The organism is Micromonospora sp. DT31 (assembly GCF_049841795.1).
GTDB lineage: Bacteria > Actinomycetota > Actinomycetes > Mycobacteriales > Micromonosporaceae > Micromonospora.
This window is the reverse complement of the sequence record NZ_JBNCKZ010000002.1, coordinates 261,759-284,906: the sequence shown is the minus strand read 5'-3', so window position 1 is coordinate 284,906 and position 23,148 is coordinate 261,759. Positions and strand designations below refer to the sequence as shown.

Annotated in this window: 15 protein-coding genes; 6 read left to right on the top strand and 9 right to left on the bottom strand. The window is 73.3% G+C overall.

Annotated elements, in window-relative coordinates:
• Positions 1 to 151 precede the first annotated feature (151 nt).
• Positions 152 to 1,189, top strand: a complete 1,038-nt coding sequence (locus tag ACLQ2X_RS05220) for a S66 family peptidase (RefSeq protein WP_425679779.1) — start codon at positions 152 to 154, stop codon at positions 1,187 to 1,189.
• A gap of 24 nt (positions 1,190 to 1,213) precedes the next feature.
• Here the strand turns inward: ACLQ2X_RS05220 and ACLQ2X_RS05215 are convergent, their stop codons facing one another.
• Positions 1,214 to 3,295, bottom strand: coding sequence for a B12-binding domain-containing radical SAM protein (locus tag ACLQ2X_RS05215; protein WP_425679778.1), 2,082 nt, complete (start codon positions 3,293 to 3,295; stop codon positions 1,214 to 1,216).
• Between the two features lie 310 nt (positions 3,296 to 3,605).
• On the opposite strand from ACLQ2X_RS05215, the gene ACLQ2X_RS05210 reads away from it, so the two are divergent.
• Together ACLQ2X_RS05210 and ACLQ2X_RS05205 are read left to right on the top strand one after the other, a co-directional pair.
• Entirely contained in the window at positions 3,606 to 9,413 is a 5,808-nt protein-coding gene (locus ACLQ2X_RS05210; RefSeq protein ID WP_425679777.1) for an amino acid adenylation domain-containing protein, read from the top strand.
• 33 nt (positions 9,414 to 9,446) lie between these two features.
• Positions 9,447 to 10,595 carry an FHA domain-containing protein gene (locus ACLQ2X_RS05205; protein ID WP_425679776.1) on the top strand — a complete coding sequence of 383 codons (1,149 nt, stop codon included), beginning with the start codon at positions 9,447 to 9,449 and terminating at the stop codon, positions 10,593 to 10,595.
• Between the two features lie 58 nt (positions 10,596 to 10,653).
• Here the strand turns inward: ACLQ2X_RS05205 and rocD are convergent, their stop codons facing one another.
• From rocD to ACLQ2X_RS05185, 4 genes are all read right to left on the bottom strand, one after another.
• Positions 10,654 to 11,868 (bottom strand): ornithine--oxo-acid transaminase, encoded by a 1,215-nt coding sequence (rocD, locus tag ACLQ2X_RS05200; RefSeq protein WP_425680015.1) that lies wholly within the window; start codon positions 11,866 to 11,868, stop codon positions 10,654 to 10,656.
• Positions 11,868 to 12,683: a dimethylargininase gene (gene ddaH / locus ACLQ2X_RS05195; protein WP_425680014.1), complete on the bottom strand. Its 816-nt coding sequence runs from the start codon at positions 12,681 to 12,683 to the stop codon at positions 11,868 to 11,870. Before ddaH ends, rocD begins: the two co-directional genes overlap by 1 nt.
• 350 nt (positions 12,684 to 13,033) lie before the next feature.
• Positions 13,034 to 13,948 carry a thrombospondin gene (locus ACLQ2X_RS05190; protein ID WP_425679775.1) on the bottom strand — a complete coding sequence of 305 codons (915 nt, stop codon included), beginning with the start codon at positions 13,946 to 13,948 and terminating at the stop codon, positions 13,034 to 13,036.
• A gap of 105 nt (positions 13,949 to 14,053) precedes the next feature.
• Complete coding sequence (locus tag ACLQ2X_RS05185; protein WP_425679774.1) at positions 14,054 to 15,643, bottom strand: RICIN domain-containing protein; 1,590 nt, start codon at positions 15,641 to 15,643, stop codon at positions 14,054 to 14,056.
• 340 nt (positions 15,644 to 15,983) lie between these two features.
• On the opposite strand from ACLQ2X_RS05185, the gene ACLQ2X_RS05180 reads away from it, so the two are divergent.
• Positions 15,984 to 16,793: an Fpg/Nei family DNA glycosylase gene (locus tag ACLQ2X_RS05180; RefSeq protein ID WP_425679773.1), complete on the top strand. Its 810-nt coding sequence runs from the start codon at positions 15,984 to 15,986 to the stop codon at positions 16,791 to 16,793.
• A gap of 22 nt (positions 16,794 to 16,815) precedes the next feature.
• Here ACLQ2X_RS05180 and ACLQ2X_RS05175 read toward each other — a convergent pair whose 3' ends face one another.
• The 4 genes from ACLQ2X_RS05175 to ACLQ2X_RS05160 all read right to left on the bottom strand — a co-directional run bounded on the left by ACLQ2X_RS05175 (position 16,816) and on the right by ACLQ2X_RS05160 (position 21,832).
• A complete protein-coding gene (locus ACLQ2X_RS05175; protein ID WP_425679772.1) occupies positions 16,816 to 17,688 on the bottom strand; it encodes an aminoglycoside phosphotransferase family protein in 873 nt (290 codons plus the stop codon).
• Between the two features lie 41 nt (positions 17,689 to 17,729).
• Positions 17,730 to 19,151 (bottom strand): WGR domain-containing protein, encoded by a 1,422-nt coding sequence (locus ACLQ2X_RS05170; RefSeq protein WP_425679771.1) that lies wholly within the window; start codon positions 19,149 to 19,151, stop codon positions 17,730 to 17,732.
• Positions 19,152 to 19,274: 123 nt separating this feature from the next.
• The gene (locus tag ACLQ2X_RS05165) at positions 19,275 to 20,648 is read right to left on the bottom strand and encodes an FAD-dependent oxidoreductase (protein WP_425679770.1); all 1,374 of its coding nucleotides are present in this window, start codon (positions 20,646 to 20,648) and stop codon (positions 19,275 to 19,277) included.
• A 35-nt stretch (positions 20,649 to 20,683) separates the two neighbouring features.
• Positions 20,684 to 21,832 carry a carboxylate-amine ligase gene (locus ACLQ2X_RS05160; protein ID WP_425679769.1) on the bottom strand — a complete coding sequence of 383 codons (1,149 nt, stop codon included), beginning with the start codon at positions 21,830 to 21,832 and terminating at the stop codon, positions 20,684 to 20,686.
• Between the two features lie 164 nt (positions 21,833 to 21,996).
• Between ACLQ2X_RS05160 and ACLQ2X_RS05155 the strand changes: the two genes are divergently transcribed.
• Positions 21,997 to 22,281: a DUF6412 domain-containing protein gene (locus tag ACLQ2X_RS05155; protein ID WP_425679768.1), complete on the top strand. Its 285-nt coding sequence runs from the start codon at positions 21,997 to 21,999 to the stop codon at positions 22,279 to 22,281.
• A 123-nt stretch (positions 22,282 to 22,404) separates the two neighbouring features.
• On the top strand, positions 22,405 to 23,148 hold the full coding sequence (locus ACLQ2X_RS05150) for a YidC/Oxa1 family membrane protein insertase (RefSeq protein WP_425679767.1): 744 nt from the start codon (positions 22,405 to 22,407) through the stop codon (positions 23,146 to 23,148).

Genomic DNA, 23,148 nt, shown 5'->3' with positions numbered 1-23,148 from the left:
GGGCCGCATCCCCAGGACGGGGTGCCGGCCCGGCCGGAGTGTTCATGGGACTCCCGGTAGCCGGAGGGCGTCGATCTCCGTTCCAGGCTAGGTACCGTCGGCCAGTTCACGACCGGAGAAACCTGGTTGATCGACCCGGTAGCGTCCGATCATGACGCTGAACTATCCACCGAAACCCCGCCCGGGAGACCGGGTCGCGGTCGTCTCACCCTCCGCCGGCCTGGCCGGCCTGTTCCCGCACGTGTACGAACTGGGCCTGCGCCGGCTGCGCGAGGAGTTCGGTCTGGAACCGGTGGAGTATCCGACCACCCGCGCGACCGGGGCCGACCCGCGCGAGCGGGCCCGCGACCTGACCGCCGCGTTCGCCGACCCGAGCGTCACCGCCGTCCTGGCGGTCGTCGGCGGCGACGACCTGATCACGGTCACCCCGTTCCTCGACGACGACGTACTGCGGGCCAACCCGAAGCCGTACTTCGGGTACTCGGACAACACGAACGTGCTCAACCACCTCTACCGGCTGGGCATCGTCGCCTACCACGGCGGCTCGGTGCTGGTGCACCTCGGCCGCTCCGGCAGGCCGCACCCGCTCACCTTCGACTCGCTGCGCGCCGCGCTGTTCACCTCCGACTGGTACGACCTGACCCCGGCCACCGAGTGGGGGGACGAGCCGCTCGACTGGCAGGACCCGGCCACGCTTGCCGACGAGCCGCCGATGTACCCGTCCGAGGGCTGGCGCTGGCACGGGCCGGCGCGGGTGGTGCGGGGCCGCACCTGGGGCGGCTGCCTGGAGATCGTGCACTGGCTGATGGCGGTCGACCGGGTGCCGTCGGCCGCCGACCTGGCCGGGACGGTGCTGGTGCTGGAGACCTCCAACGAGCTGCCGCCCGCACAGGAGGTCTTCCGGATGGTGCGGAACATGGGCGAGCGCGGCCTGCTCGCCGCCGTCCCGGCGATCGTGGTCGGCCGCCCCAAGGCGTGGGACTTCGCCCGGCCGTGTTCCGTCGCGGAGCGGCTGGCCTGGGCCGCCGACCAGCGGGAGGCGATTCTCTCGGCGATCGGGCCGTACGCCGACGACCCGGTGGTGGTCTTCGACGTCGACCTGGGCCACACCGACCCGCAGGTGGTCATCCCGTACGGCGGTGAGATCCGGGTCGACGCGGTCGCACGTCGGATCGCCGTGCGCTACTGACCGTTCGGTGTGGCGCCGAGCCGGTCAGACGACCTCGACCAGGCCCCGGCCGACGAGCCGCTGCAGGACCTGGGGGCCCAGGTCCTGCAGCGGTCCGTCCGGGTCCGGCTGCGGTCCGTCCGGGTCGGCCGCGGGCTGGACGGAGCGGCCCACCTCCGCGAGTACGTCCTCGACGGTGACCTTCCGCTCGCCGATCAGGGTCAGCATCCGGTCCTCGATCTCGTTGAGGGGGTAGACCGCCTTCCGGGACCGGTCCAGGGCGAGGGTGATGGTCATCCGCGACTTCTCGAACATCGAGAACGCGCCGTCGTCGAAGCGCACCGCGCCGGAGTTGGTGATGTGCAGCCGTTGGATCTCGCAGTCCGGTGACATCGCCAGGACGGATTCGTCCGAGACGGACGTCAGGGCCGCGGACTCGATCTCCGCGCCGAAGAAGTCGCGGAACCGCCCGGGCGCTCCGGCGGCGGTGTAGAGGATGTCCTCCGGCACGTCGATGAGCGCGACCTCGGGGTAGAGCTGTTGGATTCGTTGGATCGGGCTCGCGCCGTCGGGGTACTCGCGTGGTGTCGAGTCGACGTAGTCCAGGTGGTACCAGCGCTTGGCCGGGTCGTCCTGCACGGTGATCTGGAAGAGGTCGGGGTTGTCGGCGATGGGCGCGCCCTTGAGCAGACGGAAGGTGCCCACGTCGGCCCGGGTGATGACGTGCCGATGGTCGCGGACGAAGCGGTAGGTGTCCATCGCCTCGTCCACCGTCTCGGACGGGAAGTCGCTGAACACGCCCACCTCGACGGCGATGCCGGCGCGGTGGCACATCTCCAGGATCTGCGTCATCCGCCGCGAGTCCGTGCCCTTCACCATGGCCTTGAGCACGCGGTCGTTCGCGCTCTCCAACCCCATGTAGATCCGGACGCAGCCGGCCTTGCGCATCAGCGCGAAGAGTTCGTCGGAGAAGCCCTTCTCGAACCGGGCCACCGCGTGCCACTTGATGTCGAGGCCCTCCGCCAGGATCGCCTCCGCGATCTCCCGGAGGTGACGCGGCAGGATCACGTCGGACTCGAAACAGAAGACGTCCTCGCCGGTGGCCTCCTGTACCGCCCTGATGTCGGCGGCGATCGCCTTGGCCGAGCGCATCCGATAGGGCGTGATCTTGATGAAGGCATAGTTGCAGAACGCGCACTTGTTGAAGTAGCAGCCGCGCGTCGGGACCATGCAGATCATCCGCTTCGGCGCGAAGTAGCGGTCCATCGGCATCATCGTGTAGTCGGGCGCGGGGGACCAGTCGAGGTTGAGCTGGTAGCGCGGGTCGATCTGGCTCACGACCTCGCCGTCGACGTAGCGCACGAGGTTCGGCACGCTCGTGATCTCGCGCTTGCCGTCGAGCGCCTCGACGAACTGGAGGAACGTCTCGTCCGCCTCGCCCACGAAGAAGGAGTCCAGCCAGCGTGCGAACCTCGGGTCCGCGGTGAGGACCTCCTTGCCCCAGGTGACCACCGGGCCGCCGCAGGTGATGTGCACCGTCGGGTCCTGTTCCCGGATCGCCTCGGACAGCATGAACATCACGATCAGCTGCGAGAAGTAGGGCACCGAGAACCCGATGACGTCCGGCTTGTCGGCCAGTAGGGACGGCACCGTGACCGTACGGAAGTATTCGGCGAGAGGGCCGGCGTCGAGCTGGACCGCCTGCTCGACCTCCTCGAAGGAGTCGTAGGTGGCGGCCGAGTAGGAGTACTTGCCGAAGGTGAGCTGGGGATGGCCGGCGGTGAGGACCTCCCCGGCCAGGTGGAATATCCGTTTGGCGTGCATCAGCTTCGCCGGGTCGTAGAAGTCGACCGGGTCGCGGAGTGCCCGCCTGGCCTCGTCGATGTCCGCGACGACCTCGTCGACGGTCGCCGGTCCCATCTGGATGGAGGCACCCGCGGACCGGGCGGCCTCGCGGAGCACGTCCGGCCGCAACAACGCGTCGAAGGCTTCGAGATTGACGTCCCGCAGGGAGCAGTCCCGGTATCCACCACGACGCAGGATCGCCCCGAGGAGCGGTAACGCAGCGTAGGGAAGGGAGGGGTCGGCGGCAGGCGGAAAGACGATGGTCACTTTTGGCGACACCATGTGCGGCGAGGTTACGGCAACCGCGCCCGGAACGGTAGGTGGGTTTCCCACGCACCATAATCGGGACTTCGATCGGCACCGATGGCCCGACAGATCGGTCTGACCAGGTGTTGCCCTCGCGCCGGGCGCATGGAAACATCTGCCCGCGTGCCCGCCGTCGGCGCCGTCCGCCGGTGTCCGACGTGGCCGCCGACCGACCGGCCCGACGGCTCCGGCGTAACTCCTCGCACCCTCTCAAGGAGATAGCAATGTCACTCACCGTGCCGCAAGGGCTCCATATTGGAGTTGCCGGCACGGGTCCGGCGACGGCATGACGCAGTGGTCATTTCCCGCGTCCCTCGACCAGGAGCGGGTCTGGCTGGCCAGCCGGTACGCGGGCGGACTGCCCGTCTACCAGCTCACGTTCTCGGTCAACCTGTTCGACTGCCCGCTGGAGGCGGACGACCTGGAGGCGGTGTTCCGCGAGGTCGTCGAGCGCCACGAGGCGCTGCGAACCGCGCTGGTCGCGGACGACGCCGGGCGGGCGCAGCAGATCGTGCGCGAGCGGATCTCCTACCCGCTGCCCCGCGTCGACCTGCGCGAGCTGCCCGCGGTCGACGCCGCCCGCCGAGTCAACGAGTCGATGCGCGCGTACAGCCGCGACGCGATCGCCCCGGACCAGACGCCCCTGTGGCGGGCGCTGCTGGCGCGCGTCGGCGACGCGCAGTGGTCGCTGGTCCTCAGCATCCACCACGCGATCTTCGACGCCGCGTCCTACGTGCTGCTGCGGGACGAGATCACCGAGCTGTGCCGGGCCAGGATCGAGGGCCGGCCGGCGCGTCTGCCGCAGCTGCCGATCCAGTACGCCGACTACGCCGCGTGGCAGCGTGGCGAGCTCGCCGGGCCGGCCCAACAGGCGGCCCTGGAGCGCTGGCGCGACCGCCTCGACGGGATGCCGACCGTGCACTCGCTCCCCACCGACCGGCCGCGTGCCGCCGGATGGGTCCACTCCGGTGACCGGATCCGCCGGGAGCTGCCCCCGGGCCTGCCCGCCGAGGTTCGGGCGGTGGCCCGCGCACATGCGGCGACCCCGTTCATGGTGCTGCTCGCGGCCTTCGTCGGGCTGCTGCGTCGCCAGTCGGGTCAGTCGGACATCGTGGTCGGCGTGCCCAGCTCCGGCCGCGACCTGCCCGAACTGGCGCCGCTCATCGGCATGTTCGTCAACACGCTTGTCGTCCGCGTCCGGACGGCCGACGACCCGTCGTTCGGTGAACTGGTCGAACTGGTCCGGGACACCATGCTCGACGCGATGGACGACCGGCAGACGCCGTTCCAGACCCTGGTGGACGCGCTCGCGCCCGAGCGTTCCCCCGGCCTGGCCCCGCTCTGCCAGCTCGCCTTCAACTACGTGCCCGACTCGGGGAACGAGCCGTTCCACAACGGCACCGCCGTGGAGGACCTGGCCCTCGAGCTGTCCGACGTGGACTGCTGCCTGGTGTACCGCACCGACCTGTTCGACGCCGACACCGCACGCGGGCTCACCGACCGGTACGTGCGGCTGCTCACGGCGGCCGTGGCGGACCCGGCGACCGCCCTGTCGCGGCTTCCGCTCGTCGACGACGAGGAGCTGGCGCGTACCGTCTCGTGGGGTCGCGGTCCGGTCGCCGACGACGCCGCCGACGGCCTCGCGGAGCTGGTCCGCGCCGCCGCGCAGCGCTATCCCGGGCAGGTGGCCGTGGCGGCGGCGGACGCCACACTGACCTACCGCGAGCTGATGGAGCGGGCCGAGCGGCTGGCGGACGCGCTGCGGGCCGGCGGCGCGCAGCCGGAGCGGGTGGTGGCCGTGGCGCTGCCCCGCTCCGCCGCCGCCGTGCTCGCCCTGCTCGCCGTGGCACGATCCGGAGCGGCGTTCCTCCCGGTCGACCTGGACCTGCCACCGGCGCGGCTGGCCCTGATGGTCGACGACGCCCGCCCGGTGGCGCTGCTGACGGACGGGTCGGCGCCCACCGGGCTTGCGGACCACCTGCCCCGGATCGTCGTGGACGCCACGGTGACCGTGGGCGGGCCGGCGTCGACCGGAGACGCCGGCCCCGAGCCGAGCACCCGGCCCGACCAGGCCGCCTACGTCCTCTACACCTCCGGGTCCACCGGCCTGCCCAAGGCCGTGGTCTGCACCCGGTCCGCGGCGGTGAACCTCGTCGCCGGGCACATCAGCCGCTTCGACCTCGGCCCCGGTGCCAGGGTGGCGCAACTGGCGGCGCTGAGCTTCGACGTCGCCGTCTCGGAGGTCTTCGCCACCCTCGGCGCGGGCGCCACCCTTGTCGTACCGCCGCCCGACGCCGTGCCGGTCGGACCGGACCTGGCCCGATGGATCTCCGCGTGCGGGGTGACGCACCTCCAGCTCTCACCGCCGGTGCTCGCCACGGTCCCCGAGGGGGCGATGCCCGGCGTGCGGGTGCTGGTGGTGGGCGCCCAGGCGTGCCCGGCCGCGCTTGTCGAGCGCTGGTCGGCACCGGGACGACGCATGATCAACGCGTACGGCCCGACCGAGGCCACCGTCGACGCGACCGCCTGGGACTGCGTCACGCCGGTGTCCTCGACGTTCGCACCGATCGGCCGGCCGGTGCCCAACGCGATGGTGTTCGTGCTCGACGAGTGGCTACGGCCGGTGCCCGTCGGCGTCGTCGGCGAACTCTACGTCGCCGGTCGCGGTGTGGCCCGCGGCTACCTCGCCCGTCCCGCGCTGACCGCGCAACGGTTCGTCGCGTGCCCGTTCGGCCCGCCCGGCGCCCGGATGTACCGCACCGGCGACCTGGTTAAGTGGAACGCCCAGGGGCAGGTGGAGTTCATCGGGCGCGCCGACGGGCAGGTGAAGCTGCGCGGCCTGCGGATCGAACTCGGCGAGGTGGAGGCCGCCGCCGGCCAGGTGCCCGGAGTGGACCAGGCCGTCGCGGTGCTCCGGGACAACCAGCTCGTGGCATACGTGACCGGGGTGGCGGGGCCGGTCGAGGTGGAACGCGAACTGGCCGGGCGGCTGCCCCGGTACATGGTGCCGACGGCCGTCGTCGTGCTCGACGAACTGCCGTTGACGCCGAACGGCAAGGTCGACCACCGGGCACTGCCGACACCGGTACGCGGACCGGCGTCGACGCAGTCCGCGCGGACGCCGCAGGAGGCCGCCCTCTGCGAGATCTTCGCCAAGGTGCTGGCCGTGCCGCGGGTCGGCCCGGACGACGACTTCTTCGACCTCGGCGGGGACAGCATCTCCGCGCTGCACCTGGTCGGACAGGCGCGGGCGGCCGGGCTCCGGCTGGCCACCCAGTCGGTCTTCCAGCACAAGACGCCCGCGGCCCTGGCCGCCACGGTCGACACGACGCCGGAACCGGTCGAGCCGGACGACACCGGATGTGGACCGGTGCCCCCCACGCCGATGTTGCGGTGGCTGGCCGGGATGACCGGGGACATCGACAGGTACTGCCAGTCGACTGTGGTCACCACCCCGGCCGGCCTGACGGTGTCCGCGCTCAACGCCGGCCTCCAGGCCGTCGTCGACAGGCACGACGCGTTGCGCGCCCGCCTGGTCCGCGCCCCGGAGGGCTGGCTGCTGGACGTCCCGCCGGCGCCGGAGAGCGTCCCGCCGGCCTGTCGCCGGGTCGACGTCGCCGGCCTGGACCCGACGCGACTGCGCGCGGTGATGACGGCCGAGGCCGAGGCGGCCCGGGCGCGGCTGGCGCCGGACGCGGGCCGGATGCTGGTCGCGGTCTGGTTCGACGCCGGTGCCGCCGACGGCCGCCTGCTGCTGGTCGCGCACCACCTCGTCGTCGACGGGGTGTCGTGGCGGGTGCTCCTGACCGACCTCGAACAGGCCGTGACCGTCCCGGCCGTCGAGCTGGCGCCGGTCGCCACCTCGTACCGCCGCTGGGCGACCCGACTCGCCGAACTGGCCGACTCGGCGGGGCTGCGCGCGGAGCTGCCGTTCTGGGCGGCGACGGCCGAGCCCGTGCCGGCCGTCCTCGCGGCCGGGCCGGTGGTGCCCGGTCGGGACACCTTCGGCACCGCCCGGCGGCACAGCGTCACGCTGGACACCGAACTCACCACCGCCGTGCTGACCAGGCTGCCGGCGGCCTACCACGGCACCGTCGACGACGTGCTGCTCACCGCGCTGGCGCTGGCCGCCGCCGAGGTGCGCCGGCACCGGGGCCGGCCGGCCGGACCGGTGCTCGTCGAACGGGAGAGCCACGGCCGTAACGACCTCGACGCCGGCCTCGACCTGTCCCGCACCGTCGGCTGGTTCACCGCGGTGTACCCGGTCCGGCTCGATCCCGGTCCGGCGGCTCTTGGCAGCGCCGCCGCCCTCAAACGGGTCAAGGAACAGTTGCGGCGGACACCGGGCGACGGCCTCGGTTACGGGATGCTCCGCCACCTCGGCCCGGAACGGGCCGCGCCGCTGGTCGGGCTGCCGCCGGCCGAACTCGGCTACAACTACCTCGGCCGGTTCGGCGGTGGCGGGTCCGGCGCGGCGTGGGCCCCCGATCCGGGCGCCGACGTGCTCGCGCTGGGTGCCGACGACACGCTGCCCCTGGCCCGTCCGGTGGAACTGGACGCCCTCACCGTCGACGGTCCGGACGGGCCGCGGCTGGTGGCGACGTGGACGTGGGCGCCGGCCCTGGTGGACGAGGCCGACCTGCGTGAACTCGCCGCGGCCTGGGTGCGTGCCCTGGACCGGATCGCCGAGGCGGACGGGGCAGGTCACACGCCGAGCGACTTCCCGCTCGTCGCGCTCGGCCAGGACGAGGTGGACCGGCTCGACGCCGACTACCCGGGCCTCGCCGACGTGCTGCCGCTCGCCCCGCTCCAGGAGGGGTTGGTCTTCCACGCCGAATACCACGACCAGGCCGACGTGTACCGCGTGCAGCTCGTCCTGGAACTCGACGGCGAGATCGACGCGGTGGCCCTGCGCCCGGCCTTCGCCGCGCTGCTGCGCCGGCACGCCAACCTGCGGGCCGCCGTGCCCGCCGGGCTGGCCCAACCGGTCCAGGTGCTCACCGCCGTGGCCGACGTGCCGACGCGCGAGGTGGACCTGCGTCACCTCGCGCCGGACGACGCGCGGGCCGCCGCCGGCCGCCTCGCCCTCGACGACCTGGCCGACCCTTTCGACCTGGCCCGCCCACCCCTGCTGCGCGCCACCGTGGCCCGGCTGCCGGGCGCGCGCAGCCGCCTGGTCATCACCAACCACCACCTGCTGCTCGACGGCTGGTCCACCCCCGTCCTGCTGCGGGAACTGCTCGCCCTGTACGCCAGTGGCGGCGACGCCGCCGCGTTGCCGCCGGTGCCCCCGTACCGGGACTACCTCGCCTGGCTGGCCGGACAGGACCGGGCCGCCGCCCGGACGGCCTGGCGGGCGGCCCTGGCGGGGCTCGACGGCCCGCTGCACCTCGAACCCGACGACGACGCCCGGCGACGCCCGCCCGTGACGAGCACGGTGGCCCTGGTCCTGTCGCCGGAGCGCACGGCCGCGTTGACCGACCGGCTGCGTGGGCTCGGGGTCACGCTGAACAGCGCGGTCCAGGCCGGCTGGGCGGTGCTGCTGGCCCGGACGACCGGCCGGCACGACCTGGTCTTCGGCACGACCGTCTCCGGTCGCCCCGCCGAGCTCCCCGGCGTCGACTCGATGGTCGGCCTGTTCATCAACACCCTGCCGGCGCGGGTCCGGCTGCGCCCCGCCGAGCCCCTCGACGACCTGGTACGCCGGGTGCAGGACGAGCAGTCCGCGCTCATGCCGCACCAGCACCTCGGCCTGGCCGAGATCCAGCGGCTCGCCGGGCACGGCGACCTGTTCGACACCGCCACGGTCGTGGAGAACTACCCGGAGGCGCGCAGCCTGGGCGGTGGCGGGGCAGCGTCCGCCGGCCCGCAGGTGCGCGACATCGAGGCCCGGGACGCCACCCACTACACCCTCGACCTGACGGTCATCCCCGGCGACACGCTCCGGGTGCACCTCACCTACCGGTCCGATCTGGTGACCGCGTCGCTGTCCGCGCAGGTCCTCGCCCGGTTCGAGCGGTTGGGGGCGGCCCGCGGCGCCGGAACCCCGCCCCCCGGGGGGGGGCGCGCGGCGCGGCGGGGCGGACGGCCCTGACCGGGCAAGCGACGACATCGTGCGGAGCGCGGCATGAGATTCGAGATCAGCAAGGTGCTTGACGCCATCGAGGGGCGGGTCAGCACGGACCCGGCACTGGCCCGGGCGGTGGTCGACCTGGCCGAGGTGATTCGTTGGCAGAACCTGGACGGCGGTCGGCCGGCCAACCTGCTGCGGTTGGGCATGGTGATCGACGCGCTGGCCCGGCAGATCGGGGAGGACAGCGTCCCGGTCTACGCGATCGTGCACCGGGCGCTGCTGTCCGACGCCGACCTGACCTCAAACGAGCGGATGGTGGTGCGCCGCTGGGCCGACGACGGCCTGGTCGAGGTGCTCGACCAGCCCGGCGACCGGATGCTGGAGGTGGCGGACCTGCTCGGCCTGCCGGTGCTCACCCGGGCCCGGCTGGACGGGCTCGTCGGCCGCTACCCGTGGGTCGGGCAGGCCGGGCGGGTGCTGGCCCCGGTGCCGGGCGCCGGCGGGCCGGTCTTCATCGCGCACGTCGGCGGCGGCCAGAACCCGGTCGGCGGCAACCGTTCCCCGGTCGGGATGAAGCTGCTCTCCCGGCAGTGGCACTGCCCCGAGTCCGGTTGCGCGCTGTTCGGCGGCGGCGGGGGAGGCGGGGCGTTCGCCGACCTGGCCGGCGCGGACCGCGGCCCGTCGGAGCAGCCGCCCCCCACGTTGCGCACCGGTGCGCCGACCTGCCCCCGGCACGGCGCGCGGCTCTCCGACGCGGGGCCGCGCCCGCGTACCGAGGTGCTCGCGGTGCGGATCGGCGGGCTGGTGCGCAAGCGGTTCCTGCTCACCGAGACCGAGCCGGTGTCCGTCGGGCGCGCGCCCGACGTCCCGGGCGGGGTGACGCTGGGCCAGTGGCTCAACGACGAGGCCCGACGCTGGATCAGCCGCAGCCACATCCGCCTCGAACTGCGGGTCGGCGAGGTGGTGGTCACCGACACCAGCACCAACGGCTCCGGCGTACGGCCGGGCGGTTCGATGGCCGAGCCCGAGCGGGTCAAGCTGGCGCCGCAGCAGTCCCGGGTGCTCGCCGAGGGTGACCTGATCGAGCTGTACCCGGGCGTGCACGTGGGGCGCGCCGCCGAGCTGAGCAGCGACGCCACGTACACCCCGAACTCGGTGATGGCCGAGGCCCCGACCATGGCGATGCGGCTACCGCGTCCCTGACCGGCACACGCGAAGGCGCCGGGACCGTCGTGGTCCCGGCGCCTTTTCGGGTACGGCCTCAGCCGGCCAGCACGGCGGCGAGCTGCGCCACTGCGTGGTCGATCTCGTTTTCGGTGATCACCAGCGGCGGGGCCAGCCGGATGGTCGAGCCGTGGGTGTCCTTGGCCAGCACACCCCGCTCCATCAGCCGCTCGCACGCCTGCCGGCCGGTCATCAACGCCGGGTCGATGTCCAACCCGACCCACAGCCCACGGCCACGTACCGCCACCAGGCCCCGGCCGATCAGTTCGCGCAGGCCGGCGTGCAGCCGCTCGCCCAGCTCGGCGGAGCGCCGCTGGAACTCACCGGTGGCGAGCAGGCGCACCACCTCGGTGGCGACCGCGCAGGCCAGCGGGTTGCCGCCGAACGTCGAGCCGTGCTGGCCCGGCTGGAGCACGCCCAGCACGTCCCGGTTCGCGGCGACCGCCGACACCGGCACGATGCCGCCGCCGAGCGCCTTGCCCAACAGGTACATGTCGGGCTCGACGCCGTCCTGCTCGCAGGCGAACGTGGCGCCGGTGCGGCCCAGCCCGGACTGGATCTCGTCGGCGACGAACAACACGTTGCGCTCGGTGCAGACCCGACGCACGCCGGCCAGGTAGCCCTCCGGCGGCACCACCACGCCCTGCTCGCCCTGGATCGGCTCCAGCAGCACGGCCACCGTGTTCTCGTCGATCGCCTCGGTCAGCGCGGCCAGGTCGCCGTAGGGGACCACGGTGAAGCCCGGCGTGTACGGCCCGAAGTCGGCGCGCGCGTCGGAGTCGGTGGAGAAGCTGACGATGGTGGTGGTGCGCCCGTGGAAGTTGCCCTCCGCCACCACGATGGTGGCCTGACCCGGCGTGACGCCCTTGACCTGGTAGCCCCACTTGCGGGCGACCTTGATGCCGGTTTCCACCGCCTCCGCGCCGGTGTTCATCGGCAGCACCAGGTCCTTGCCGCAGAGCGCGGCGAGTTCCTTGCAGAAGTCGGCGAACTGGTCGTGCACGAACGCCCGGCTGGTCAACGTGAGCCGGTCGAGCTGCGCGTGCGCCGCCTCGATCAGCTTGGGGTGGCGGTGGCCGAAGTTCAACGCCGAGTAGCCGGCCAGGCAGTCCAGGTAGCGGCGACCGTCCACGTCGGTCACCCAGGCGCCCTCGGCCGACGAGATCACCACCGGCAGCGGGTGGTAGTTGTGCGCCGTGTGACGCTCCGCGTCCCGGACGGCGGACGGAGTCCGCAGCATGTCGTCGATGATCACTTGCTCGCCTTTCCCTGACGGAGCCGCAACGTGCAGCACTTCGGTCCGCCGCCGGCCTTGCGCAGCTCGGACAGGTCGATCCCGATGGTCTCGTAACCCCGGTCGCGCAGCTTCTCGGCCAGATCGGTGGCCTGCGCGGGCAGCACCACGTGCCGGCCGTCGCTGACCGCGTTCAACCCCAGCACCTCGGCGTCGGCCATGGCGGCGTGGATCGCGTCCGGGAACAGCCGGCGCAGCACCGCCCGGCTGCCCGGGGAGAATGCCTCCGGCAGGTACGCCACGGTCCGCTCGTCGAGGACGGTCAGCGCGGTGTCCAGGTGGTAGAAGCGGGGGTCCACGAGCTGCATGGTGACCACGGGATAGCCGAAGGTCTCCTGGAGTTGCGCGTGCGAGGCGTGCGCGGTGCGGAACCCGGTGCCGGCGAGCAGGTGGTCACCGACCAGCAGGACGTCGCCCTCGCCCTCGTTGACGTGCTTCGGGTCGTACACCTCGAAGCCGGCCGCCTCGAACCAGGCCCGGTACGCGGGCGCCTCGTCGGCGCGCTGCGGGTCGCGGAACTGCACCGCCATCGCCCGGTCGCCGATCACCGTGCCGCCGTTGGCCGCGAAGACCATGTCCGGCAGGCCGGCGACCGGTTCGATCAGCTCGACCTCGTGGCCCAGGTCGAGGTAGGTCCGCCGCAGCCGTTCCCACTGCCGGACGGCCAGGTCGGCGTCGACCGGGGCGGTCGGGTCCATCCACGGGTTGATCGCGTAGTCGACGGCGAAGTACGTCGGCCGGCACATCAGAAAGCGCTGGCGGATGGCGTCCATCGTCATGTCGTGCTCCCAGGGTCGGGCGCGCCCGGCCACCGTCGGCCCGCGGGCTGGCGCCGTGGTCCAACGTTATGCGGCCCGGGTAGACGACATCCACCGTGGGAAGTTGCGTTCGACGGGGGATCGTTGCGTGGAAATGGTCACCGACGACCGATCGTTGCGTGAGGGCTGGCGCTCCGTCGTGGTCGGTCGCTGTGCGCCGCTCCGAGTGGCCGTGCACGTCGGCCGGCGGGTTGAAAACACTTCGGGGGCGGCGAACCGCCGCCCCCGAAAGAGGTGTTGTCCGGCCGGTGAACCACCGGAGAAGTTCGGACCGCCGGCACCGCCGGCAGTCCGAACAGTGCCCGTCAGAAGCGGTCGGCAAACTGTGAGTCAAGCCACTCGCGGAACCGGCCCACCCAGTCGCCGTCCGCGGTCGGCCAGTCGAACTGTCCGGTCATCGCCACGATGCCGAGCACCACGGCGGCCAGGCCGACCGTGATGCCGATCAGCGCGTCGGTCTTGCCCGCCACGTGGCGGCGGCGGGTGGCGATCAGGCCGAGCACCGCCAGCACCGCACCGAACGCGCCGACCCCGATGCCGTAGCCCGCCAACGTGCCGGAGAGCACGAACAGCGCACCGGCCACGGACACGATCAGACCGAGCGTGGCGAGCAGGCTCGCCCGGGGACGCTTGGTGGTGTACGGCTCCGGGCGATCCGGCCTGCCGTCGCCGTCCACGTCGACGCCGTCGGCGCGGCCGTCCCGGTCCACGTCCACCGTGCGGTCGGGCCGGCCGTCCCGGTCCACGTCCACCGTGCGGTCGGGCCGGCCGTCCCGGTCCACGTCCACCGTGCGGCCGGGCTGGCCGTCCCGGTCCACGTCGAGGGCGCGGTCGGCGGTCGGAGCGGTCACCGGCGTCGCGGCCGAGGTCTCCCCGACCGTTCCCGGGGTGGGGGTGTCGACGTCCGGGCGGCGGCCGGTGACCGCGCGGGCCGCGGCACCCCGTTCGGCGGCACGCCGCCGCGCGTGGTCGTCCGGCTCGCTCTCCGCCGCCGGGGAGGCGGCGGTGCGCTCGCCGTCGGTCACCGTCTCGGCCTCCCGGGCGCGCTCGCCCTCGGTGGCCGTGGCCGCGCTGCGGTAGGTCGTGCGCTCCGCGTCCCGGTCGGTGGCGACCGGTTGGCCCGCGCCCGTCTCGTCGGCGGACCGGTCCCGGTCGTCGACCACGCCGTCGCCGTTCGCGTCATCACGCGCCGGGTCGTTCCGGCGGGAAAGGATCTTCATCTTGGTACCTCCTGATGCAGGCGCGGAGGCCGCGCATGACAGTGACGAAGTACCCAGATGTGCCGAAGCTGACACCCGATGACGGAGCGCGGCCATCACGGCCCGTCACGACTGGATGCGGGACCACTGCTGGTTCGTGCCCGCACCGCAGGCGTACTGCTGGACGTCCGCGCCGTCACCGGTGGCGGCGTCGACCACGTCCAGGCACTTGCCGCTGTGCCGGGCACGCAACTGGAAGTAGCTGCCGAGCGCGGCCCACTGCCACTGCTGGTTGGCGCCACTGCCGCAGGTGTACTGGATGATGTTGGCACCGTCGGCGGTGGACGCGTTGGCGACGTCGAGACACTTGCCGCTCGTGGCGTTGACGAGGCGGAACCAGCCGCCACCGGCGTCCTGGAACTCCCACCGCTGGTTCCCGCCGCCGTTCCACCCCCACTGCTTGACCTCGGCGTTGTTCGCCGTGGAGTTGCCGACCACGTCCAGCACCCGGCCGCTGTGCCGGGCGGTGACGCGGTAGGAGGTGGGCGAGTTGCCGGTGACCGTGCCCGCGGCCGTGTCGATGGTGACCGACGGGTACCAGGTCAGGCTCATGCTGGTGGCGGTCGGGAAGGCGATCGGCAGCCACACGTACTGGGAGTCGTTGGCGGGCCCGCCCCAGGCTCCCGCCCACCGGTCACCCAGGTAGAGGTAGCTGGTGCCGGAGGTGCCCTGGATCGGCAGCACGAAGGCCGGCTGGGAGTTGAAGGTGGTGCCGTTGCCCACGTCGGTCCAGCCGCTCCACGGCCCCGAGACGCTCGGCGCGGTCGCGTACCGGGCCTGGTTCGGGCTCCAGCCCGTCGCCCCCGACGTCAGCAGGAAGTAGGTGTCGCCCCGCTTGAACATCGCGGGCGCCTCGCGGTGCGAGCCGTCCCAGAAGTTGCCCACCAGGCTCGCGACGGTGAGGTAGTCCGGCGTCAGCCGGTAGATGTGCAGGTCGTAGTTGTCGTCGGCGGCCGAGATCATGTACGCGGTGCCGTTGTCGTTGTAGAGCGTGATGTCCCGGGACATGTGCTGCCCGACCGGCCGGAAACTGCCGTGGTAGGTGTAGGTGCCGTCCACGGTGGCCGACGAGGCGACGGCGGCCCGCGCCTCGTTGTAGTCCGACCCGTTCTCCTTGTGCATCCACATCACGAACCGGCCGGTGCCGGCGTTGTAGACGACCTTCGGCCGCTCGATGTTGGCGACCCGCAGTTCGGCCGCCGACGACTGGGTGAGCACGTTGTTGCGGAACTCCCAGGTGCGCAGGTCCGTGGAGCGGTAGACGGAGACCGCCCGGAACGTGTTGTCCGGGTTGCGGTTCTCGCCGAACCAGTAGTAGTAGTCGCCGACCTTGAGGACGCCGCCGCCGTGGGCGTGCACCATGCCGCCGCCGGTGTCGGTGAACTGCGTACCGTTGGTGACGGTCACCGGCGCGGCCAGCGCGCCCGTGGTCGGCCCCACCAGGCTCGCCGCGAGGGCCACGGCGAGCGCCAACCCGACCGCCAGCAGACGGCCGCCGACCGTCCGGTCGTTCCTGCGGTGCCGCGCGCCGGTCGCCGGTCGCGGTCCGCGGCGCGGGCGCCGAGGGCCACGAGCGGGCCGAACGTCGTCGAGCCGTCCGATGCCGGCGTGCCGTTCCAGGTGCGGGCGGCGGCCGGTGCCGAGCGTACGGAGCATCTGTTTCTCCCGAGCTGGGGGCGCCGGAGTCGGTCGGCGCCGGACTGGTGGACCGCCTGTCAACGCCGCGCGATCGACAGCGCGTGCCCGGTGCGCGGCGCGACCGGTGGGGCGGCGTCACACCGTCCCGGGGCGGCGCTGCGGCGGCACGGCGGACTGGCGGAGAAGACTGCCCGGCACCCGGTGGCGTGCCACCGGCGCTTGTCGCCTCCGGCGGGATCGAGCGGCTCGCACTGGCTCCCGAGCGCGACCGGTGCCAGTCTGTCATTCGACAAACATCGATTCAATGGCGTCCCGGGGCGCGGTGGGACGGGAGAACCGGCGACTACCCTTGGTGCCTGTGCCAGAGGGACACACCATCCACCGCCTCGCCGCCCGGCACGCCGAGCTGTTCGCCGGCGACAAGGTGCACGCCGACAGCCCGCAGGGACGCTTCGCCGAGGGCGCCGCGCGGCTGACCGGCACCGTCCTGGACGGCACCGAGGCGTACGGCAAGCACCTGCTGCACCACTATGCGGGCGAGTTGACGCTGCACGTGCACCTCGGGCTCTACGGCAAGGTCACCGACGGGCCCGGCGAACCGCCGACCCCGGTCGGGCAGGTGCGGCTGCGCCTGCACAGCGACCGGAACTGGCTGGAACTGCGGGGCCCGACCGCGTGCGAGCTGCTCACCCCGGGCGAGGTGGCGGCGCTGCGCGCCCGGCTCGGCCCCGACCCGCTACGCGCCGATGCCGACCCGGACCGGGCGTACGCGCGAATCCGGCGCAGCCCCACCCCGCTGGGCGCGCTGCTGCTGGACCAGTCGGTGGTGGCCGGCACCGGCCTGATCTTCGTGACCGAGGCGCTGTTCCGCGCCGGCCTGCCCCCGCTGCTGCCCGGACGGAACCTCACCGCGGTCGGCTGGGTCGAACTCTGGGCGGACCTGGTGACGCTGATGACCCGCGCCGTCGAGCGGGGACGCATCGACACCGTGCGCGACGCGCACCTGCCGGAGGTCACCGGCCGGGCGCCCCGGGTCGACAGGCACGGCGGTGAGGTCTACGTCTACCGCCGACCCGGCGCACCGTGCCACGTCTGCGGCACCCCGGTGAGCCGCGGCGTCCTGGCCGGGCGCAACCTGTACTGGTGCGCCACCTGCCAGACCGGCTGACCCGGAGCCGGGCCGGCTACGGTCACGTCTCGTCGAGCAGCCAACGGACCGTGTCGACCTGGCCGCCGAAGACCTGATCCCCGCCGATGCTCCAGGCCAGCGTCTGCCCGACCGCCCAGCCCCGGACCCGTTCCCGGTCCAGGCCCAGCTCGGTGCTGAGCCGGTCGAGCCGGTGGCGCACCGCCGCCGGGGAGCGGCCCAGCTCCGCACCACGCACCAGCGGCACCACCGCGAACTCCCGCTCGCCGACGAGCGGCTTCGGGTCGATCACCAGCCACGGCTCGCGACCGGCCGCGAGGATGTTGCCGGCGTGCAGGTCCTGGTTCACCAGCACCTGCTCGCCCTGACTCGGCGCCAGTTCGGCGAGCAGGCCGAGCGCGGTGTCCAGCAGCCGCCGCTCGTACGGGCGGTTCGCCCGCCGCCAGTTGCCCGGCATCCGGTCCGCCCAGCCCGCCGCCTCCTCGGCGAGCGGGGTGAACGGCGCGCCGGCCGGCACCCCCAGCCGGGGGAGCAGGCCGACCGCGACGTCGAGCGCGGCGTCGGCCGCCAGCGCGTGCAGCGGCGTGCCCGGGTCGCAGCGCTCCACCAGCAGCGCGCGTCGGCCGGGGTCGTGGGCGAGCAGCCGGATCGCACCCCGGCCGGCCCACTGCGCCAACGCGGTGGGCTCGTGCACACTGTCGTCGTCCGGGTACTGCAGCTTCAGGACCGCCCGGGTCCCGTCGGGCAGCGTCGCCGGCAGCGCCAGCGAGGCGAACGCGTAGTCGAACGGTCGCCCGACGGTCAGCTCCCACCGGGCGACGCAGGCGGCCAGCCGGTCGGGCAGCTCCGCCAGCCACTCCCGCCCGGCCTCCGTCCGCTCGACCCAGCGCAGCCCCTCGGGAATGTCGTACCGCATCCGGCCACCATGGCAGACGCGGGCAACGGGTGCCGGGAGGGTCACCGCAGCCGGCGGATGTCCCCGTACGCGCGGTAGAAGCCGCCGCGGCCCGACTCCCGGACCTCGGTGACCAGGTAGCGGGCACCGGGTTCCCGAATGCCCTTGGGGAACTGGACCGACCAGTCCCGCCGGTAGCCGTCGGCCACGACGTGGACACGCAGCCGGCCGCCCTGGTCGACGCACTGCACGAGCACGCCGTCCCGGTCGTCGGTGGTCACCTCGACCGACGACCAGGCGGCCGTCTCGGGCAGCCGGGCCGGGGCCTTGACGTCCACCACGTCCGGCACGGTGCCCGCCTCGGCCGCCCGGATCGCCGCCTCGCCGGCGTCGATGCAGGCCAGGTAGCCGCTGGTGGTGACCACGTAGAGCCGGTTGTCGTGGTATTGCATCGAGTACGCCGAGCCGCAGCCGGTGCCGAGCTTCCACAACCGGTTGCCGGCCCGGTCGAAGCAGTAGATCGAGGACGCGCTGTCGCCGGCGAAGACGTACCGGCCGCCCTCGGCGGTGGCGCAGGAGAAGACCGCGGCGTCGCACTGGTACGCCTGCTCGGCCCGGCCGTCCTTGCGCAGCCGGACCACCTGGCGCGTGCCGGTACCGGCGAACACGGCGTCGCGTTCCTGCCAGCCGAACAGGACCGCGCCGGTGCCGGTGTGCCACAGCTCCCGCCCGGTGCGCCAGTCGTAGCCGGTGACCCCCTGCGAGTGGCCGTGGTAGAGCGCGTCCGCGTCGCAGCGCACCATCCACGCCGACCGCCCCCGCCCCGGCCGCCGCCAGAGGAACTCGTCCTCGTGGTCGATCGCCGAGATGCCGCCGTCCCGGTCGGACACGCCCAGCACGCCGTCGTGGATGTCCAGCCAGTAGATGTCGATCTCGGGGGCGATCGCGTACGCCGCCCGGGGCACCTTGCCGGAGAGGTCGTAGACGTTGCCGTCGTCGCAGCCGGCGTAGACCCAGGCGTCGTCGGCGACGATGCACTTGACCCCGTCGGGGAGCCGGACCTGGTGGAGCACCCGGGCGTCGTGGTCGAGGGTGGTGATCACGCCGTGCTCGTTGCCGACCATGCAGCTGCGCCCGTCGACGAAGATGCCGAAGGCGGGCGCGCCGGAGGCGTACCGCCACAGGACCGGGGCGGTGCGGGCGGTGGAGCGGGTGCTGACGATCTGCCGGCGCGAGACCGTCCGCTTCTGGCGTACGCCGGGCACGGCCGGGGCGTACCCCTTGCGGACCTTCTCGCCGATCTTCTTCGCGGCCGCGGCGCGGGCGCGGGCGTTGTCGGGGTAGGCGCTGGTCTTGACCTGGCCCTGGTCGCCGATCCGGCCGTAGCGCACGGTCAGCGCGGAGTCGTCCACCACCACCTCGTAGAACTTGTGCGCTCCACCATCCACTTCGGACAGTTCGAGGTAGGTCGTCTCCTGGGCCATAAGGGTTACCTCCGAGGGGAAGTGCCGAACCGGCAACGCGCACACGCTAACCCCGTCCTCCGACAAGACAGGTGTCAGGCGGGGGCCCTTCCTATACCGGAGGCGCTAACAGAGGGCCCTTTCTTACTCCCGGAGGGCGTCGACGGCCTTGCGGGCGGCGATCAGCACCGGATCCCACACCGGGGCGTACGGCGGCGCGTACCCCAGGTCCAGCGCGGTCATCTCGTCCACCGTCATGCCGTTCCACAGCGCCACGGCCAGCACGTCGATCCGCTTGGCCGCCTCCGACCAGCCGACGATCTGCGCGCCGAGCAGCCGCCCGCTGACCCGCTCGGCGATCAGCTTCACCGTCATCGGCCGGGCCCCGGGGTAGTAGCCGGCCCGACTCGTCGACTCGGCCCGCACGGTGACGAACTCGAAGCCGGCCTCCACGGCGTCCCGCTCCCGCAGGCCGGTGCGCCCCACCTCCAGGTCGCAGACCTTCGTCACGGCGGTGCCGATCACGCCGGGGAACGTGGCGTAGCCGCCGCCGATGTTGATCCCGGCCACCCGCCCCTGCTTGTTCGCGTGCGTGCCGAGCGGGATGTGCACCGGCAGCCCGCTGACCCGGTGCAGGGACTCCACGCAGTCGCCGGCCGCCCAGACACCGGGCACGCCGGGCACCCGCATCCGGCGGTCCACCCGGATCCCGCCGGACGGCCCGATCGGCAGGCCGGCGGCCTCGGCGAGCGTGGTGTTGGGACGTACGCCCAAACCCAGCACCACGACGTCGGCGGGGATCGGCCCCTGGTCGGTGACCACCGCGGCGATCCGGCCGTCCCGTTCCCGCAGGTCGGTCACCGTCAGGCCGGTGCGCACGCCGATCCCGCTGGCCCGCATCGCGTCGACCACCAGCTCGCCCATGTCCGGGTCGACGGTCGACATCGGCTGGTCGGCCTGCTCCACCAGTTGCACGTCGAGCCCGCGCAGCATGAGCGCCTCGGCCATCTCCACCCCGACATAGCCGCCGCCGACCACCACCGCACGTCGCGGCCGGGGCTCGCGGTCGAGCCAGTCGAGTACCGCGGCACCGTCGTCGAGCGTCTGCACGCCGAACACCCCGGCCACCTCGTCGCGCGCCCACGAGGGCTGCGCCGGGGTGGCGCCGGTGGCGTACACCAGGGTGTCGAAGCCGGCGCGGACCTCGCCGCCGCCCGCCAGGTCCCGCGCGACGACCTCGCGGCGGTCCAGGTCGATGGCGGTGACCTCGTGCCGGATGCGGACGTCGATGTCGAAGTCGTCGCGGAAGGTGGCGGGGGAGCGGCTGATCAGCTCGTCCCGCTCCGGCACCACACCGCTGACCCAGTAGGGGATGCCGCAGGCCGAGTAGGAGGTGAAGTGCCCCTGCTCGAAAGCCACGATCTCCAGGTCGGTCGGGTCCCGGCGGCGCCGCCGGGCCTGCGACGCGGCCGACATGCCGGCGGCGTCCCCGCCGATGACGATCATCCGTTCCGTCACGCGGCCCATCCTGTCAGAGTCCGGCGTCGCGGCGCTCAGCCGCGGGTCTGTCGGGCCACGTCCGCGACCACGTCGACCAACCGGCCGGTACGCGTGAACACCGCCCGCTGCCGCGCCGCGCCGCTGCCGTGCCGGCGCAGCCCGCCCAGCAGGTCGGTCACCCGGTCCAGGTCGCCGTGCCGCTGAAGTTCCGGGCGCAGCCGGTCGACCAGCCGGTCCAGCAGCTCCCAGGCGGGGCGCAGTTCGCCGTCGGTCAGGTCGACGCCCTCGCCCTCCAGCCCGTCGTGGGCGGCCCGCCAGTGCGCGGCGACAAGCAGGTGGTGGTCGGTGTTGACGGACGGCCGGCCGGCGGCGATGTCGCTCAGCGCGGTCGCGACGAGCGCGCGGACCAGCGCGGCCACCAGCACCGCGTCGTCGACGGACGGGCAGACGTCGCCGATCCGGATCTCGACCGTCGGGTACTTCGCGGAGAGCCGGGCATACCAGTAGAGCATTCCCTCGTCCAGCATCACCCCACTGGCGATGAGTTGCCGGATCAGCCGCTCGTAGTGTTCGTGCGACTCCAGGTACGGGGTGGGTGCCACCGACGGCCAGCGTTCCCACTCCACCGACCGCCAGCTCGCGTACCCGGTGTCCTCGCCCTGGGCGAACGGGGAGTTGGCGGTGACCGCCTGCAGGATCGGCAGCCACAGCCGGACGTGGTTGAGCACCTGCACCCCGGTGTCCGGGTCCGGGATGCCCACGTGCACGTGCATGCCGTTGTTGCCGGGGCCGGGCACCAGCAGCCGGAACCGTTCGATCATGCGGTCGAAGCGGGGCTTGTCCACCACGGCCGGCACCGGCCCGTCGACCGGCCCGGTGCCGATCGCCAGCAGCCGTACGCCCGCCCGCTCGGCCGCGTCGGCCAGTTCGGTACGCAACATCCCCAGGGAGTGCCGGATCGAGGAGAGTTCCAGCCCGGGCGGGCTGCCGATCTCGATCTGACTGGTCTGGAACTCGCGTTCCACCTGTCCCCGCAACTCGGCCGGCACCTGCTCCATCACCAGGTCGACGGCCGGCACGGCGGTTCCGGTGTGCGGGTCGGCGAGCAGGAACTCCTCCTCCACCCCGACTGTCAGCAGGTCCGTACCGCCGGATGCGGCGTTCCGTTCCCGCTGCGCCACCGAGCCGCTCATCGTCACCACCGTCTCCTCCGGACCGGTCGCGGCACGGTGCCGCTGTGGTCGAGTCCCTGTTACCCACCGTGTCGGCTCTCGGAAACGCGCTACCGGGCGTGTCGAGCCCCGTTCGCCCGTTCGGGTCGCCTCGCGGGCCCACGCCATGTGACACGGCGGGCTAGGCTCAGCCCGTGGCGCAAGCGCTGGCGGTCGTGACGGGGATGTGGGTCTACACCCTCACCCTGGCCGCGGACCGGCCGGTGGGGCTGCTCGCCGGGGCCGCGGTCGCCACCGCGCTGCTGCTGGCCATGCTGCTCGCGCTGCGGGTCCGGGCGCTGCCCACGCCGCCGGGCACCCGGTACGCCGCGGCACTGCGGGCCCGCTCCCGTCGTCGGGGTGTTCCCCGACAGACCGACCCGGACGCGGCGGGGCGTCCGCGCCCGCGGGCACCCGGAACGCACCCCTCGGCCGCATAGCCACCGCGTCGTCCGGGCCGGGCGACGCGAACCGGCCCGCCTCCGGGTGGCTCGGCGGCCGATTCCGCCGTCATCCGTCCCGCCCGCGCGGGACATCCGGAATCGGACCGAGGGGTCTGTCCCATGCTCTCCTTCGCACCGTTGCACTCCGCGGCCTCCGCTGCCGCGGTCGTCGTCATCTGGCTCACCGACCTGCTCGCCCCGCTCACCGGCGGTGCCGCGACGGCCGCCGCCATCGTCCTGTTCACCGTCTGCGTACGGCTGTTGATCTCGCCGCTGACCGTGGCCCAGGTCCGTGGGGAGCGGCGTCGCGCGGCGCTCGCGCCGCAGGTGCGGGATCTCCAGCGCCGGTACGCCGACGATCCCGCCCGCCTGCAGAGTGAGCTGTTCGCCCTCTACCGGCGGGCCGGGGCCAGCCCGGTCGCGGGGTGCCTGCCGGCCCTGTTGCAGGCACCGTTCTTCCTGGTCATGTACCGGCTCTTCGCCACCGGCGACGGTGCGCCCGGCCTGTTGGAGCAGCGGCTGGCCGGGGTGCCCCTGGGGTGGCACCTCGGCGACGGGCTGGCCGGTCCGGTGCCGCTGGTGTTCGGGGTGCTGCTGGCCGCGCTGCTGGCGCTGGCGTGGTGGTCGTCGCGGCGGATGCGGCGGGCGGCGGCGACCACCGGCACCGTGGCGGGCACCCCGACCGAGGGGCCGGGGGCGGCGGTGCTGGGCCGACTGCTGCCGCTGTTGCCGTACGGGACCGTGCTGGTGGCGCTCGTGGTGCCGCTCGCGGCGGTGCTCTATCTGGTCACCACCACCGCGTGGACGGCGTTGGAGCAGGTGGTGCTGCGCCGGCCGCAGCCGGCAGTCATCGACGAGCGTTGA